Genomic DNA, 15,016 nt, shown 5'->3' on the forward strand with positions numbered 1-15,016 from the left:
GGGTTCGTTGACTGGGGGACGGACGGTCAGCGGGCCACCGGCCCGACCGTGATTTCGTGCACCGCCACGTTGGGGTTCATTCGGGCCACGAAGAGGGCCGCGTCGGCCAGATCCTCCGGCTGGATCATGGTCGCGGCCATTTCGGGCGTGTAGCCGGGACGGCGGGTCATCAGCGGGGTCGCCACCCCGCCGGGGTTGAGCGAGCAGGAGCGGATGCCGTTCGCCCCTTCCTCGGCGTTCAGGGTGGCGGACAGTTCCGACAGCGCGTGCTTGGAGGCGCCGTAGGGCACCCCGCCGCCCGCCGCCGGAAACCGCCCGGCCCAGGAGGACGTGTGCAGGATCACGCCCGAGCCCTGCGCGCGCATGGTCGGCAGCGCCGCGGCGATGGCGTTGAGCGCGCCTTTGACGTTGATGTCGATCACCGCCTCCCAGGCGGGCCAGTCGATATCCGCCCAGGTGCGGCGGGGGATGTTGAGTCCGGCATTGTTGCATAGCATATCGAGCCGGCCGGTCGCCTCGACGACGCGCGCAGCGGCGGCGGCCATGCCCTCGCGGTCCATGACATCGCAGGGCAGGACCATGGCGCGGCCGCCCCCGGCCGCGATCTCCTCGCCCAGCGCCTCCAGCGGCGCGGCCTGGCGGCCGGTGAGGGCCACCGCGCATCCCGCGTTCGCGAAGGCGCGGGCCATGGCCTGCCCGATCCCCGAGCCGGCGCCGGTGATCCACACGGACCACTGTGAAATTTCATTCTGCATCTTCGCCCTCCGGTGGCGTTTCATGCCACGATGATCCCCTTGCGTAGGGATTGCATCAGGAAAAATGCCGCGTCGCGAAAAAATCAGGTTGACTCTACCCTTGTTGCGGCGCGGAATCCAAGCGCTCAAGGATGCGCCGGCTCCCGATGAATGGCGGCGCCCGCACGACAGGTTCGACAGGAGGGACTCATGAACATCTCTACCGGGCGGTTCGGCCCGCTTCTCGCCGGCGCGATGGCGGCGTTCGCCGTCACCGCGGCCGCCGTGGACGCCGACGCGCAGGAGCCCAAGCGCGGCGGCACCGCCATCATCCAGATGAAGGGCGAGCAGCGCATTCTCAACCCCGCGCTGCGCGCCTCCACCGGCGTCTACTACATCACCGGCAAGATCGTCGAGCCGCTGATCGACAAGTCCTATGACGGCTACGAGCCGGTGCTGGCGACCGAGTGGTCGTCCTCCGAGGACGGGCTGGAGATCACCTTCAAGCTCCGCGAGGGCGTGAAGTGGCATGACGGCGAGGACTTCACCTGCGACGACGTCTCCTTCACCGCCATGAACATGTGGAAGGAGCTGCTGAACTACTCGACCACGCTTCAGCAGAACCTCGAGGCGGTGGATTGCCCGGACCCGCATACCGCGGTGTTCAAGTATTCCAAGCCGATGCCGATGGACCTGATGCTCGCGGCCATGCCCGATCTCGGCCATCCGATGCCCGCGCACCTCTATGAGGGCACGGACATCCTGAAGAACGAGCACAACACCGCCCCCGTGGGCACCGGCCCGTTCAAGTTCGTCGAATACCAGCGCGGCCAGTACGTGATCGCCGAGCGCAACGACGACTACTGGCGCGGCGAGGAATACCCCTATCTCGACCGCATCGTGTGGCGGTTCATCACCGACAGCTCCGCCGCCGCCGCGGCGCTGGAAGCCGGCGAGGTCCACGAATCCGGCTTCATCGGCGTGTCGATGGCCGACGTGGAGCGTCTGTCGGAAGACGACCGCTTCGACGTGGGCACCAAGGGCTATGAGAACAACGTCGCCCACTCCACCGTCGAGTTCAATCACCGCAACCCGATCCTCGCGGATCTGAAGGTGCGCCAGGCGATCTACCACGCGCTGGACATCGACGCGGCGATCGAGACCATCATGCGCGGCTACGCCAAGCCGGGCCGGGGTCCGGTGCCCTCGACGGGCGGCGCCAACTACACCGACGACGTGCCGACCTATCCGTTCGACATCGAGAAGGCCAAGGCCATGCTCGACGAGGCCGGCTACCCCGCGGGCGACGACGGCGTGCGCTTCAAGCTGCGTCACCGCCCGGCGCCCTGGGGCGAGTACACCCAGCTCTGGGCCGAGTTCTACGCGCAGAGCCTCAAGAAGGTCGGCATCGACGTCGAGATCCTGACCAACGACGCCCCGGGCTTCCTGACCGGCGTCTACCGGGACCACGACTTCGACACCGCCAACGGCTGGCACCAGTTCCGGGCGGACCCGGCGGTGTCGACGATGGTGTGGCTGCGCTCGGGCTCGCCGAACGGCACGCCCTGGACCAACCAGTTCGGCTGGCAGTCCGATGAGGTCGACGCGATGATCGACGCCGCCGCCTCGGAGCTGGACCCGGAGAAGCGGGCGGAGATGTATCACGAGCTGCAGCGCATCTCGATGGCCGAGCTGCCGGTGATCTTCGCGATCGAGCATCCCTTCATCTCGGTCACCAGCAAGAAGCTGATCAACCACCACAACACCCCGCGGTGGAACTCTTCGAGCTGGTACGACCTCTGGCTCGACCAGTGATCTGACGGGCGGCGGCCGGGGGGTCCCGGCCGCCGCCCTCCCCCTGCGCGGATCCCCCGCGCGACCGACCTGCGCCGCCCCTGCGCCGCCCCGCGCCCCGGCGCCGGCGCGACCCGAGGACCACAAAGCCCGATGCCCATTCTGATCTACGCGCTGCGACGCGCGCTCCAGGCCGTTCCGGTGATCATCCTGATCATGATCGGCGCCTTCCTGCTGCTGAAGCTCGCGCCCGGCGACACGGTGGACGCGCTGGTGGGCGACATGGGCGGGGCCGACGCCCAGTTCATCGCGCGGCTGCGCGCCGAATACGGGCTGGACCAGCCGATCTGGGTCCAGCTGTGGCGCTACATGATCAAGTTCCTGCAGTTCGATTTCGGCTGGTCCTTCGTCTACGAGCAGCCGGTCTCGGTGGTGCTGATGGAACGGATCGGCACGACCCTGATGCTGATGGCCGCGTCCCTGTTCTTCGCCTTCACCTTCGGCGTCGGGCTTGGCGCGATCGCCGCGCGGAAGGCCTATTCGACCACCGACAACGTGATCTCGACCCTCGGGCTGGTGTTCTACGCGACCCCCTCCTTCTTCCTGAGCCTGATGATGATCGTCGTCTTCTCGGTGAAGCTGGGCTGGCTGCCGGTCGGCGGGATCAAGACCGTGGCGGGCTTCTACACCGGCTGGAAACATGTCTGGGACGTGGCCCTTCACCTGGTGATGCCGACCGCGGCGCTGTCGCTGATCTATCTCGCCTTCTACCTGCGCCTGATGCGCGCCTCCGTGCTGGAGGTGGCCGAGCTGGACTATGTGCGCACCGCGCGGGCCAAGGGCGCGGGCGAGGCGCGGCTGATGTTCCACCACATCATGCGCAACGCGCTGCTGCCGGTGATCACGCTGCTCGGCCTGCAATTCTCGACGCTGCTCGGCGGCTCGGTGGTGGTGGAGTCGGTGTTCTCCCTGCCCGGCCTCGGGTCGCTCGCCTACCAGTCGGTCGTGCAGCGCGACCTCAACACCCTCATGGGCATCATCTTCATGAGCTCGGTCGTGGTGGTGGCGGTCAACTTCCTGACCGACCTTCTCTACGCCCGTCTCGACAGCCGGATCGAACTCGCATGAGCCTCGCCGAAGCCTCCGCCCTGCCGCCCGAGGAGCCGTCCCGCGCCCTCGTGTTCTGGCGCCGTTACCGTCGCAACAAGGCCGCCGTGCTGGGCCTGTTCCTGCTGGGCGTGATCGTCCTGCTGGCCCTGACCGCGGGCCTCTACGAACCCGTGGACCCGCTGCGCCGCGCCGGCGAGCCGTTGATCTGGCCCTTCCAGGACTGGGCGACGCCGCTGGGCACCGACCAGCTGGGCCGCGACATCCTCGCGGGGATCTTCCACGGCGCCCGCATCAGCCTGATGATCGGGGTGGTCGCCACGCTGATCTCCATCGCCATCGGCGTGGTGATCGGGGCGATCGCGGGCTATTTCGGCGGCTGGGTCGACGACGTGCTGATGCGCGTGACCGAGGCCTTCCAGACCGTGCCCAACTTCGTGCTGCTGCTGACGCTGGTGGCGATCCTGGGCAGCAGCATCGAGAACATCGTGCTGGCCATCGGCATCGTGTCCTGGACCGCCCCCGCCCGCCTGGCGCGCGCCGAGTTCATGTCGCTGCGCCGGCGCGAGTTCATCGAGGCGGTGCGCAATCTGGGCGTCGGCGACATGGCCATCATCTTCAAGGAGATCCTGCCCAACGCCCTGCCCCCGGTCGTGGTCTACGCCTCGGTCATCATGGCGCTGGCGATCCTGCTGGAGAGCGCGCTGGCCTTCCTCGGGCTGGGCGATCCCAACTACGCGAGCTGGGGCAACATGATCGGCCAGGGCCGGTCCGTGCTGCGGGTCGAGTGGTTCGTGGCCGCCATCCCCGGCATCGCCATCGTGCTGACCGTGCTGAGCTTCTCGCTTCTGGGCGAGGGCCTGAACGAGGCCCTGAACCCCCGGCAGAAGAAGGGATGAGCGACGTGGCAGACACCCCCACCCCCATCCTCGAAATCGAGAACCTCCGCGTCTCCCTGCCCAAGGGGGCCGACCGGCCCTACGCGCTGGACGGGCTGAACCTGACCGTGAACCCCGGCGAGATCGTCTGTCTCGTGGGCGAGAGCGGATCGGGCAAGAGCCTCGCGGCCGGCGCCGTGATGCGCCTGCTGCCCGAGCCGCTGGTGCGCATGTCCGGCGGGTCGGTGAAGTTCGACGGACAGGACCTGTCGACGCTGACCGAGGCGCAGATGCGCGGGCTGCGCGGCGACCGCATGGCGATGATCTTTCAGGAGCCGATGACGGCGCTGAACCCGCAGAAGACCGTGGGCTGGCAGATCGACGAGGTGTTGCGGCTGCATACCGACATGGGCGCCAAGGCGCGCAAGGCGCGTGCGCTGGAGATGCTGCGCGACGTGCATATCCCCGACCCGGACAGCGCCTTCAACGCCTATCCGCACCAGGTCTCGGGCGGGCAGCGGCAGCGGGTGATGATCGCCATGGCGCTGGCCATGTCGCCCCGGCTGGTGATCGCGGACGAGCCGACCACCGCGCTCGACGTCACCACCCAGTTGCAGATCCTGCGCCTGATCCGGGAGCTTCAGGCCTCCCAGGGCTCGGGCATCCTGTTCATCACCCATGATTTCGGCGTGGTGGCGGAGATCGCCGACAAGGTGGCCGTCCTGCGCCAGGGCGAACTGGTGGAGCACGGGCCGGCGGACGACGTGCTGAACCGCCCCCGGCACCCCTATACCCGCGCCCTGATCGCCGCCGTCCCCGACCTGCGCCCCCCCGCCCCGCGCGATTTCTCCGACGCGCCGGTGGTGCTGAAGGCCGAGGGGATGCTCAAGACCTTCAAGGCCCGCGGCGGCATGTTCACCGGCAAGCGCAAGGCGGTGGCGGCGGTGGACCATGTCTCCTTCGACATCCGCCGGGGCGAGACGCTGGGCGTGGTGGGCGAGAGCGGCTCGGGCAAGACCACCGTCTCCCGCTGCGTGACCCGGCTGCTGGAAGCCGACGGCGGCCGCGCCGAGCTGGACGGGCGGGACATCCTGAACGCCGACGCCCGGACCCTGCGGGCCATGCGCGCCGAGATCCAGATGGTGTTCCAGGACCCCATGGCCTCGCTCAACCCGCGCAAGCGGGTGGTGGACCTGATCGCGCAGGGCCCCATCGTGCACGGCATGAACCCCGGCAAGGCCCGCGAGAAGGCGCGCGAGCTGCTGGCGCTGGTGGAACTGTCCCCCGCCGCGGCCGAGCGTTATCCGCACGAGTTCTCCGGCGGGCAGCGCCAGCGCATCGGCATCGCCCGCGCGCTGGCGATGGAGCCCAAGGTGATCGTGGCGGACGAGCCTGTCTCCGCGCTCGACGTCTCCGTGCAGGCGCAGGTGCTGCGGCTGCTCGCCGACCTGCGCGAACGGCTGGACCTGTCGCTGCTCTTCGTCACCCATGACCTGCGCGTCGCCGCCCAGCTCTGCGATCGCGTGGCGGTGATGGAGAAGGGCAAGATCGTGGAGATGGGGACCGTGGCCGAGATCTTCGCCGCCCCCGCCCATCCCTACACCCGCAAACTGCTTTCCTCGATTCCCGGCCGGGACTGGGTTCCGCCGGTGCTTAAGGACGACGCCGCATGAAACCCTTCCGCCCCACCATCGAGGACGTCCGCGCCCAGGTGATCGGCGACGGCGCCGCGATCCCCGGCCCCTTCGGGCCGCGGCCGCTGGTCTATGCCGACTACGTGGCCTCCGGCCGCGCGCTGGGCTTCATCGAGGACGCGATCCGCGCCCATGTGCTGCCCTCCTACGGCAACACCCATACCGAAACCTCCTACACCGGCCGCCAGACCACCCGCCTGCGCGAAATGGCGCGCGAGGCGGTGCGGCGCGGCGTCGGCGCGGATGACGGCCATGCGGTGATCTTCACCGGGTCGGGCGCCACGGCGGCGTCGGACAAGCTGGTGCGCGCGCTGGCGCTGGGGCCGGGGGACACGGTCTTCGTCGGCCCCTATGAGCACCACTCCAACGACCTGCCCTGGCGCGAATGCGGGGCGCGGCTGGTGCGCATTCCGCTGAACGCCCGCGGCGGCATCTGCCTGGAGACGCTGGCGCGGGAGCTGGCGGCGGTGAACTCCGCCGGGGGCCCCGACGCCGGGAGCGCCGATGGGCCGGGGCGGCTGATCGGCGCGTTCTCGGCGGCCTCCAACGTCACCGGGGTGCGCACCGACGTCGCCGCCATCGCCCGGCTGATGCACGCACATGGCGGGCGCTTCGTGTGCGATTTCGCCGGCGGCGGGCCCTATATCCCGATCCGCATGGCGGGGACCGGGGCCGAGGACCGTATCGACGCGGCCTTCCTGTCGCCCCACAAGTTCCCCGGCGGGCCCGGCGCCTCCGGCGTGCTGGTGGCGGATCGCGACATGCTCGACTGCGCCATTCCCACCGTGCCCGGCGGCGGCACCGTCTCCTATGTCACCGAGACCGGGCGGACCTATGTCTCCGACCCCGAACGGCGGGAGGAGGCCGGCACCCCGGCCATCGTCGACAACATCCGCGCAGGCCTGGTGCTGCTGCTCAAGACCGAGATCGGGGCGGAGGAGATCGAGGCCCGCGAGGCCGCGCTCGCCGCCCGGCTGGAGGCCCGCCTGCGCGCCATCCCCGGCATGGAGCTGCTGGGCCCGGCGGAGGCGGAGCGGCTGGGCATCTTCTCCTTCAACATCCGGGTGCGGGGACGGCTTCTGCACCACAATTACGTTGTGGCGCTGCTCAATGACCTGTTCGGCTTGCAGACCCGCGGCGGCTGTTCCTGCGCCGGGCCCTACGGGCACGCCCTGCTGGGCATCGACGCGGCGGGGGCGGAGGCGCATGAGCGCGCCGTGGCCCGCGGGCTGTCGGCGTTCCGGCCGGGCTGGGCGCGGCTGGGGGTGAACTACTTCTTCGCCGAGGAGGTGGTGGACTACATCGCCCAGGCGGCGGCCTTCGTCGCCGCCCGCGGGCTGGACCTGCTGCCGCTTTACGAACTCGACGCGCGGGGCGGGGTCTGGCGGGCGCATGGGCGCGCGCCGGAAGCGACGGGGCCGGCGAGCCTCGCCGATCTCTGGGCCGCGCCGCCCGCCGCCGAGGCGATCCCGCCGAGCTTCGCCGACTGCCTGGCGGAGGCCGCGCGCATCGCCGACGCCGCCGAGCCCGCCGCCCCCGGCGAAACCCCCTTCGACCCGGAGACCGAGGCCCTGCGCTGGTTCTGGATGCCCCATGAGACGCCCTTCGCCGCCCCCGAAGGCGCCGAAACCGGAGACCGCGCATGACCGCCCCCTTCCCGCCCTCCATGTGGGCCGCCTCCGCCGCCGCCCGCGCCCCCGCGCCGAAGCTGCGGGACGTGGTCGAAGCGGATGCGGTGGTCATCGGAGCCGGGTTCTCGGGCCTCTCGACCGCGCTGCATCTGGCGCGCCGGGGGCTCGGCGTCGTGGTGCTGGAGGCGAACGCCGTCGGCTGGGGCGCCTCGGGGCGCAACAACGGCCAGGTGATCCCCACCCTGACCGCCGCCGAGCCCGACGGCATGGTCGCCAAATACGGCGACGCCGGCGCCCGGCTGGCGAAGCTGGTCGGGGGCTCGGCCGACTACCTGTTCCAGGTCGCCCGCGAAGAGGGGATCATGGAGATCGCCGAGGCCGAGCAGTCCGGCTGGTTCCAGCCCGCCCATTCCCCCGGCCGCATCCGCCTGTCGGAAAAGCGGGTGGCGGCGTGGAACCGCCACGGCTTTCCCGCCGAGATGCTGGACCGCAAGGCCGCGACCGACCTGCTGGGCACCGATTTCTGGTATGGCGGCATGTACAACCCCACCGGCGGCCACATCAATCCGCTGGGCCTCGCCCGCGGGCTGGCGCTGGCGGCCGAGCGCCACGGCGCCGTGATTCATGAGGACAGCCCCGTCACCGAATGGAAGCGCGAGGGCGATTTCTGGCGGGTGAAGACCCCGGACGGAGAGGTGAAGGCCCGCGCCCTGGTGCTGGCCACCAACGCCTATACCGACCACATCACCGCCAACCTGGCGCCGAAGCTGTCGCGCACCGTGGTGCCCGTCCTGTCCTGGCAGATGGCGACCGAGCCGCTGGGCGACAACCTGCGCGCCAAGATCCTGCCGGGCCGCCAGGCGGTGTCGGACACCCGCGGCGACCTGCGCTTTTTCCGCTACGACGCCCGCAACCGCCTGATCACCGGCGGCGCCGTCATCGGCCCGTGGAACGCCGGCGAACGCGTCAAGGCGACCGCCGCGAAACGCATGGCCGAGGCCTTCCCCGACATGGGCGCGCCGAAGATGACCCATGTCTGGAACGGCTATATCGGCATGACCTGGGACCGCTACCCGCGGGTCCACAAGCTCGGCCCCGACGGCTGGGCCTGGATCGGCTGCAACGGGCGCGGCGTCGCGCTCTCGGTCTCCATGGGGCGCGAGATCGCCGCCGCGGTGGCCGGGACGCCGGAGCGCGAACTGGCCCTGCCCGTCTCCGAGCCCAGGCCCCTGCCCTTCCATGAGATCGGGCGCCGGATCGCGCCCTATTACCTCGCCTGGATGCGCCGCAAGGACCATGTGGAGCCGAAGCTCGACTGACGCCCTCCGCCTGATACCCTGATACCCTGCGCACCCCACGTTCGACTGACCGCCGGCCACCCAGTCCCGGCCAAGGGAGGAACACCATGACCGACATGCCCATCCTGGAACGCCGCCGCATCGAGGCGCTGGTGCTCAAGCACGTCTACGAGACCGCCAAGGCCAAGTATGGCGAGGACGAGGCCAAGGCCCTGATCGGCGAGGCCGTCAGCGCCTCGGCCATCGAGCACGGCAAGGGCTTCGCCGAGGCGCTCGGCCACGCGCCCAGCCTCAAGGACTTCGCCGACATCATGCCGCTGTGGCAGAAGGAGGACGCGCTGCGGATCGAGCCCGTGCGCTCCGACGAAGAGCATCTGGACTTCAACGTCGTGCGCTGCCGCTACTCCGAGATGTACAAGGAGATGGGGCTCGGCGACATCGGGCACCTGCTGTCGTGCAACCGCGATGGCGACTTCTGCATCGGCTACAACCCGAACATGAAGCTGACCCGCACCCAGACCATCATGAAGGGCGCCAGTCATTGCGACTTCCGCTACCGCATGGAACCGGAATCCGAACAGTCCTGAGAGGAACCCCATGGCCGTCGAGAACTGGGTGGCGAAATCGCTGCCCGAGCTGACCGAATTCCGTCGCGACCTGCACCGCAACCCCGAGCTGCTCTATGACGTGCACGCCACCGCCGCCAAGGTCGCCGCGGCCCTGCGCGACGCCGGCGTGGACGAGGTGGTGGAGGGGATCGGGCGCACCGGCGTGGTGGGCGTGATCCGCGGGCAGTCCAACAGGTCCGGCCGGGCCATCGGCCTGCGCGCCGACATGGACGCCCTGCCGATCATGGAGGAGACCGGGGCCGAATGGGCCTCGACCGTGCCCGGCAAGATGCATGCCTGCGGCCATGACGGCCACACCACCATGCTGCTGGGCGCCGCGAAGCAGCTGGCCGAGAGCCGGGCCTTCGACGGGACCGTTCTGGTGATCTTCCAGCCCGCCGAGGAAGGCGGGGCCGGCGCCAAGGCGATGATCGACGACGGGATGCTGACCCGCTGGCCGCTGGACGAGGTCTACGGGATGCATAACAAGCCCGACCTGCCGCTGGGCGAGTTCGGGGTCTGCGCCGGGCCGCTCATGGGCTCGGTCGACGAGGTGCGCATCACGATCGAGGGCGTGGGCGGCCACGCGGCCTTCCCGCACAACACCGTCGACCCGCTGATGCCGACCTCGGCGCTGATCCAGGCTTTGCAGTCGATCGTGTCGCGCAATCTCGATCCGCTGAAATCGGCGGTGATCTCGATCACCACGATCCATGGCGGGGATGCGTTCAACGTGATCCCGCAGGCGATCACCATGACCGGCACGGTGCGGACGCTGGACGAAGGCGTGCGCGACATGGTCGAGACCCGCATCGCCAAGGCCGTTCAGGGCGTCGCCGACGCCTATGACGCGAAGGCCACGCTGGACTACATCCGCATGTATCCGGTGACCGTGAACGCCGAAATCGGGGCCGAGCGCGCGGCGGCCGCGGCCATCGAGGTTTCGGGCGAGGAACGCGTGGACCAGAGCTGGTCCCCGGCCATGGGCGGCGAGGATTTCTCGTTCATGCTCAACGAGGTGCCGGGCGCGATGATCTTCGTCGGCAATGGCCCGAGCGCCGGGCTGCATCACCCGAAATACGACTTCAACGACGAGGCGATGTCCTGGGGCTGCTCCTACTGGACCACGCTGGTCCGCCAGCGCCTGCCGCTGGACTGAGGTCTTTCGGGACGCGATTTCGGGGAGGGGGCGGTTTCGGCCGCCCCCTTTTCGTCGCCCCCCTTTTCGTCGCCCCCCTTCCCGTGGCCCCCCTTTCCGTGGCCCGGCGCGGGCGTCGGCGGCAGGGTCGGGCGCGGGCCCGCCCAGCTCCCCAGGCCTCCCCCCCTTCGCCGGGAAAGCGCTATCGCGCGCAGGGCGTTCGCCTCGGACCGCCAGTCGTCCGCGCAGCTCGGAAGCAGGGGTGGAAGCAGGGACCGCGTCCGTCGCGCGCGACGGGAGGCCTCTCATGTCGCCCAGTCTTTCCGCCCCGATCCATGCCCTCAAGCGCCGCGCCCGGATGATCTCCCGGCGGACCGGCGCGCCGCGCTGGACCGGGTGGCGCTGGCCGAGGGGTTCCGAAGCTGGACCCTGCTCGCCGCCCGACATGGCGCCGCGCCCCCCATCGCCCTGCCCCTCCTCTTGCGGCCGCGCGCCCCCTGGCCGCCCTGCGCCCGGAGGAACCCGCGCGGCTCGCAGCCCGGTCAGGACAGGGACAAGACCATGCTGGCCCTCGCCCTGCTCGCCGAGGCCGCGCGGCAGGGACGGGGCGCGCGCTTTTTCACCCTCGACTGGACCGCGCAGGAGACCGCCCGCCGTTTCGCCGGGATCGCCGCCCCGGTCGAAAGCCTCGCCCCGCATCCGGGCATCGAGGCCGACGACGACATCAGCGCCCGGACCATCGCCGCCCGCCTGTCCGACGCCCGCCCCGGCGAGGTGGCCGTGATGGACTACCTGCAGGCGCTGGACCAGGACCGCTCGAAACCGCCCCTCGCCGCGCAGGCCGAGGCGCGGCCGGATCCCGCCGCCCGCCGGGGGCTGGTCCTCGTCCGCCTCGCACAGGTGGGCCCTGCCTTCGATGCCGTCCGCAAACCCGTCCCCGACCGCTGCGACCTGCGCCGCCTCAATCCGCTGGACCTCTCCCTGTTTCTCCATGCCTGCTTCCTGCACGGGATCGAGACGCGGCCGGATCCCACCGCCTGAACCGCCCCCCCCCCGCATCCCACACCTCCGCCCTCCCCCGCCTCCGCATCGCCCTCCCCCCGAAACCTGCGACCGGGGGGACGGCGGGCGGGACGATGTCGCCGTCAGGCGACGAGGCCCGGACGGCGCGCCCCCGCGACCTCCCGCGCATGGCGCGGCGCCGCCCCGCATGACAGCGTTGGGCCCATCCCGCCCGCCCATTCCCGGAGCCCGCCGATGTCCCCGGACCTCGCCATCGTCCTCGGCCTGCTCGCCGCCGCCTCGGCCATGTTCGTGCTCAACCGCCCGCGCATGGACATCGTCGGATTCCTGATGCTGCTGGCCCTGCCGCTCTCGGGCGTGATCACGGCGCGCGAGGCGCTGGGGGGCTTCTCCGACCCTTCGGTGGTGATGATCGCCGCCCTTTTCGTCATCGGCGAGGGCCTGGCCCGCACCGGAGTCGCCGCCCGTCTGGGAGACCTGCTGGTGGCCCGCGCCGGGCGCTCGGAGGGCCGGCTGATCGCGCTGATGATGGTCGCCGCGGCCCTTATGGGGGCGGTGATGTCGTCGACCGCCGTGGTCGCCATCCTGATCCCCGTCGCCCTGCGCATGGCCCGCGGCGCCGGGGTGTCGCCCCGACGGCTGCTGATGCCGCTCTCGGTCGGGGCGCTGATCTCGGGGATGATGGCGCTGGTCGGCACGCCCGCCAATCTCGTGGTGCATGGCGAGATGATCCGGCACGGGCTGGACGGGTTCGGCTTTTTCGATTTCACCCCGTTCGGGGTTCCGGTGCTGCTGGGCGCCGTGGCCTGGATGCTCGTCGCCCGCCGCCTGCTGGATCGCCCGGAGCGCGCGCCGGCCGGACGCGGGCCCGACCCCGCCCCCGGGCCCGACCCCGCCCCCGGCCCCGCCTCCCCCCCCGGCCTCGCCGCCTGGGCGGAGACCTACGGGCTCGAGGGCCGGCTCAGGATACTGGAGGTTCCCCTGGACGCCGCCGCCGGTCGGCCGCTGTCCGAACTCGGCCTGCACGCCTCCGAAGGGCTGACCCTGCTGGCGGTCGAGCGGAAGGCCGGCCGCTTCGCCCGGCAGGTGGTGTCGCCGCGGCCCGAGACGCTGCTCGACCCCGGCGACCTGCTGCTGATCGCCGCCACCGGCCCCGGCGCGACGGCGCTGGAGGAGATCGAGCGGCACGCCTCCCGGCTCGGCCTCGTCTCCGCCCCGCCTCCGCCGGGATGGCTGGGGACGCTGGCGCGGGGCGTGGGCATGGCCGAAATCCTGGTCGCCCCCGACAGCGGCCTGATCGGCAAGAGCCCGGTGGCGAGCCGTTTCCGCACCCGCTTCGGCCTGTCGGTGATCGGCCTGCGCCATGGCCGGGCGCCCGCCGCCGCCGTCGCCCCCGAGGAACCGCTGCAACCCGGCGACACCCTGCTGGTCGCCGGCCCCTGGCGCGCCATCCGTGCGCTGGCCGGCGCCGGAGGCCCCGCCGGCGCCCGCGCCGGAGAGCTGATCCCGCTGGCCCTTCCGGCGGAACTCGCCGATGTGGCCCCCGCCGGTCCGCGCGCGCCCTGGGCGTTGGCGGCGCTCGCGACCATGATCGTGCTGATGGTCACCGGCTGGACCGGCAATGTGGAGGCCGCGCTGATCGGCTGTCTCATCATGGGGATGTCCGGCTGCATCGATGCGGACGGCGCCTACCGCTCGCTGCACTGGCGCAGCCTGATGCTGATCGCCGGGATGCTGCCCTTCGCCCTGGCGCTGGAACGGACGGGCGGCGCCGCGCTGGCCGCGGACGGCCTGCTCGCCGCGGTCTCCGGGGCCGGGCCGCGGGGCACGCTGGCGCTGCTCTTCGCGCTGACCATGGGGTTGAGCCTGGTGATGTCCAACACCGCCACCGCCATCCTGCTGGCCCCGGTGGCGCTGGAGCTGGCGGAGCGGCTCGGCGCCTCTCCCGCGCCGTTCGCGATGACCGTGGCGCTGGCCGCGTCCACCGCCTTCATGACCCCGGTCGCCTCGCCGGTGAACATGCTGGTGGTGGGGCCGGGGGACTACCGGTTCATGGATTTCGTGAAGGTGGGCGCCCCGATCAGCCTGCTCGCCATGGCCGTGGCGGTGGGCTTCGTGCCGGTGCTGCTGCCGTTCTGAGCCGCGGCGCAGCCCCCGCACCGCAAGCCCCCCCGCACGCACCCCCGCACGGGCCCCGCCTAACGGACCCGCAGCGCGCCGACGCCCCACGGTCCGCGCCCCGGCGGCGCCAGGCCCAGCCCTTCCGCCATCGCCGCTGCGTAAAGGTCCGGGCGTATGATGAAGGCGTGATGCCCCCCTTCCAGAAAGCGATAGACGGTCCCCGGCCGCAGGCTGGCGCGCAGCCCTTCGCGGTCGGCGGCGGCGATCACCGGATCGTCGAGCGTCTCGATCACCGAGACCCGGGCGGAGGGCAACGGCCGCGAGGGCGCCGGCGGCGCATGGCGCAGCGCCATCAGCCGGGCGCGCATCTGCCGGGCCGGGATGCGCCCGCGGGTCTCGGCCAGCAACATGGCCACCACGTCGGCTTGCCCGGGATGGCGCACGGCCCAGTCCTGCAGCCCGCGGCCGAAGCCCTCCCGCACCAGGGTCATCGAGGTGCGCGACGGGTCGCCCGAATAGGGCGGCGTCCGCGCCAGCGCCTCCACCGAGGCCACCGTGGAGCCGACCATCAGCCGCGACACCCGATCCGGATAGCGCCCCGCGAAATGCTGCGCCAGATAGCCGCCGAGCGACACGCCGAAGACCGCCGCCCGTTCGACCTTCGCGCGATCGAGCATCCGCAGGAGGTCGTCGCACCAGACCAGCATGTCAGGGGTGGCGGGGTAGGTGACCGAGCGCATCGGGACCGGTCCCGCCAGCCGCGACATCACCCGCCAGAGGATATCCGCGCGCCCGAGACTGCCGGGCAGCAGCAGCAGCATCTCCGGCGCGGCGTCGGCCCCGGGATCGACGGGCGCGTCCGGGGAGAGCGGCTCCGTCGCGGGGATCTCGATCACGCCCCAGCGCCGCCCGCCGATGGACAGCGGACGCTCGGGATGATCGACGAGCCAGGCGTCCCGCTCCGCCGCCACGTCGATCACGGACGGCGCG

12 protein-coding genes are annotated in these 15,016 nt (G+C 71.3%); 10 read left to right on the forward strand and 2 right to left on the reverse strand.

Annotated elements, in window-relative coordinates; translation table 11 throughout:
* Positions 1–26: 26 nt before the first annotated feature.
* Positions 27–755, reverse strand: coding sequence for an SDR family oxidoreductase (locus BLV24_RS07235; RefSeq protein WP_218133365.1), 729 nt, complete (start codon positions 753–755; stop codon positions 27–29).
* Positions 756–944: 189 nt separating this feature from the next.
* On the opposite strand from BLV24_RS07235, the gene BLV24_RS07240 reads away from it, so the two are divergent.
* From BLV24_RS07240 to BLV24_RS07285, 10 genes are all read left to right on the forward strand, one after another.
* Positions 945–2,549: an ABC transporter substrate-binding protein gene (locus BLV24_RS07240; RefSeq protein WP_218133366.1), complete on the forward strand. Its 1,605-nt coding sequence runs from the start codon at positions 945–947 to the stop codon at positions 2,547–2,549.
* A gap of 132 nt (positions 2,550–2,681) precedes the next feature.
* Complete coding sequence (locus BLV24_RS07245) at positions 2,682–3,656, forward strand: ABC transporter permease (protein ID WP_092680510.1); 975 nt, start codon at positions 2,682–2,684, stop codon at positions 3,654–3,656.
* Positions 3,653–4,534: an ABC transporter permease gene (locus tag BLV24_RS07250; protein ID WP_092680511.1), complete on the forward strand. Its 882-nt coding sequence runs from the start codon at positions 3,653–3,655 to the stop codon at positions 4,532–4,534. The genes BLV24_RS07245 and BLV24_RS07250 overlap by 4 nt, the downstream gene beginning before the upstream one ends.
* Complete coding sequence (locus BLV24_RS07255; protein ID WP_092680512.1) at positions 4,531–6,186, forward strand: ABC transporter ATP-binding protein; 1,656 nt, start codon at positions 4,531–4,533, stop codon at positions 6,184–6,186. The genes BLV24_RS07250 and BLV24_RS07255 overlap by 4 nt, the downstream gene beginning before the upstream one ends.
* Positions 6,183–7,853, forward strand: a complete 1,671-nt coding sequence (locus BLV24_RS07260; RefSeq protein ID WP_092680513.1) for an aminotransferase class V-fold PLP-dependent enzyme — start codon at positions 6,183–6,185, stop codon at positions 7,851–7,853. Before BLV24_RS07255 ends, BLV24_RS07260 begins: the two co-directional genes overlap by 4 nt.
* On the forward strand, positions 7,850–9,157 hold the full coding sequence (locus BLV24_RS07265; protein WP_092680514.1) for an NAD(P)/FAD-dependent oxidoreductase: 1,308 nt from the start codon (positions 7,850–7,852) through the stop codon (positions 9,155–9,157). The genes BLV24_RS07260 and BLV24_RS07265 overlap by 4 nt, the downstream gene beginning before the upstream one ends.
* A gap of 86 nt (positions 9,158–9,243) precedes the next feature.
* Complete coding sequence (locus BLV24_RS07270) at positions 9,244–9,723, forward strand: L-2-amino-thiazoline-4-carboxylic acid hydrolase (RefSeq protein ID WP_092680515.1); 480 nt, start codon at positions 9,244–9,246, stop codon at positions 9,721–9,723.
* A 10-nt stretch (positions 9,724–9,733) separates the two neighbouring features.
* Complete coding sequence (locus BLV24_RS07275) at positions 9,734–10,903, forward strand: M20 aminoacylase family protein (RefSeq protein WP_092680516.1); 1,170 nt, start codon at positions 9,734–9,736, stop codon at positions 10,901–10,903.
* 540 nt (positions 10,904–11,443) lie between these two features.
* Positions 11,444–11,923, forward strand: a complete 480-nt coding sequence (locus tag BLV24_RS07280; protein WP_143040248.1) for a P-loop NTPase family protein — start codon at positions 11,444–11,446, stop codon at positions 11,921–11,923.
* Between the two features lie 216 nt (positions 11,924–12,139).
* Positions 12,140–14,044, forward strand: coding sequence for an SLC13 family permease (locus BLV24_RS07285; RefSeq protein ID WP_092680518.1), 1,905 nt, complete (start codon positions 12,140–12,142; stop codon positions 14,042–14,044).
* 59 nt (positions 14,045–14,103) lie between these two features.
* Here the strand turns inward: BLV24_RS07285 and BLV24_RS07290 are convergent, their stop codons facing one another.
* Positions 14,104–15,006: an alpha/beta fold hydrolase gene (locus tag BLV24_RS07290; RefSeq protein WP_092680519.1), complete on the reverse strand. Its 903-nt coding sequence runs from the start codon at positions 15,004–15,006 to the stop codon at positions 14,104–14,106.
* Positions 15,007–15,016: the final 10 nt, after the last annotated feature.

The sequence above is a fragment of the Albimonas donghaensis genome (assembly GCF_900106695.1).
GTDB lineage: Bacteria > Pseudomonadota > Alphaproteobacteria > Rhodobacterales > Rhodobacteraceae > Albimonas > Albimonas donghaensis.

Excerpts from the sequence above, each read along its gene's own strand:
- BLV24_RS07235 (WP_218133365.1), bottom strand. The coding sequence starts at position 755 with ATGCAGAATGAAATTTCACAGTGGTCCGTGTGGATCACCGGCGCCGGC.
- BLV24_RS07240 (WP_218133366.1), top strand. The coding sequence starts at position 945 with ATGAACATCTCTACCGGGCGGTTCGGCCCGCTTCTCGCCGGCGCGATG.
- BLV24_RS07245 (WP_092680510.1), top strand. The coding sequence starts at position 2,682 with ATGCCCATTCTGATCTACGCGCTGCGACGCGCGCTCCAGGCCGTTCCG.
- BLV24_RS07250 (WP_092680511.1), top strand. The coding sequence starts at position 3,653 with ATGAGCCTCGCCGAAGCCTCCGCCCTGCCGCCCGAGGAGCCGTCCCGC.
- BLV24_RS07255 (WP_092680512.1), top strand. The coding sequence starts at position 4,531 with ATGAGCGACGTGGCAGACACCCCCACCCCCATCCTCGAAATCGAGAAC.
- BLV24_RS07260 (WP_092680513.1), top strand. The coding sequence starts at position 6,183 with ATGAAACCCTTCCGCCCCACCATCGAGGACGTCCGCGCCCAGGTGATC.
- BLV24_RS07265 (WP_092680514.1), top strand. The coding sequence starts at position 7,850 with ATGACCGCCCCCTTCCCGCCCTCCATGTGGGCCGCCTCCGCCGCCGCC.
- BLV24_RS07270 (WP_092680515.1), top strand. The coding sequence starts at position 9,244 with ATGACCGACATGCCCATCCTGGAACGCCGCCGCATCGAGGCGCTGGTG.
- BLV24_RS07275 (WP_092680516.1), top strand. The coding sequence starts at position 9,734 with ATGGCCGTCGAGAACTGGGTGGCGAAATCGCTGCCCGAGCTGACCGAA.
- BLV24_RS07280 (WP_143040248.1), top strand. The coding sequence starts at position 11,444 with ATGCTGGCCCTCGCCCTGCTCGCCGAGGCCGCGCGGCAGGGACGGGGC.
- BLV24_RS07285 (WP_092680518.1), top strand. The coding sequence starts at position 12,140 with ATGTCCCCGGACCTCGCCATCGTCCTCGGCCTGCTCGCCGCCGCCTCG.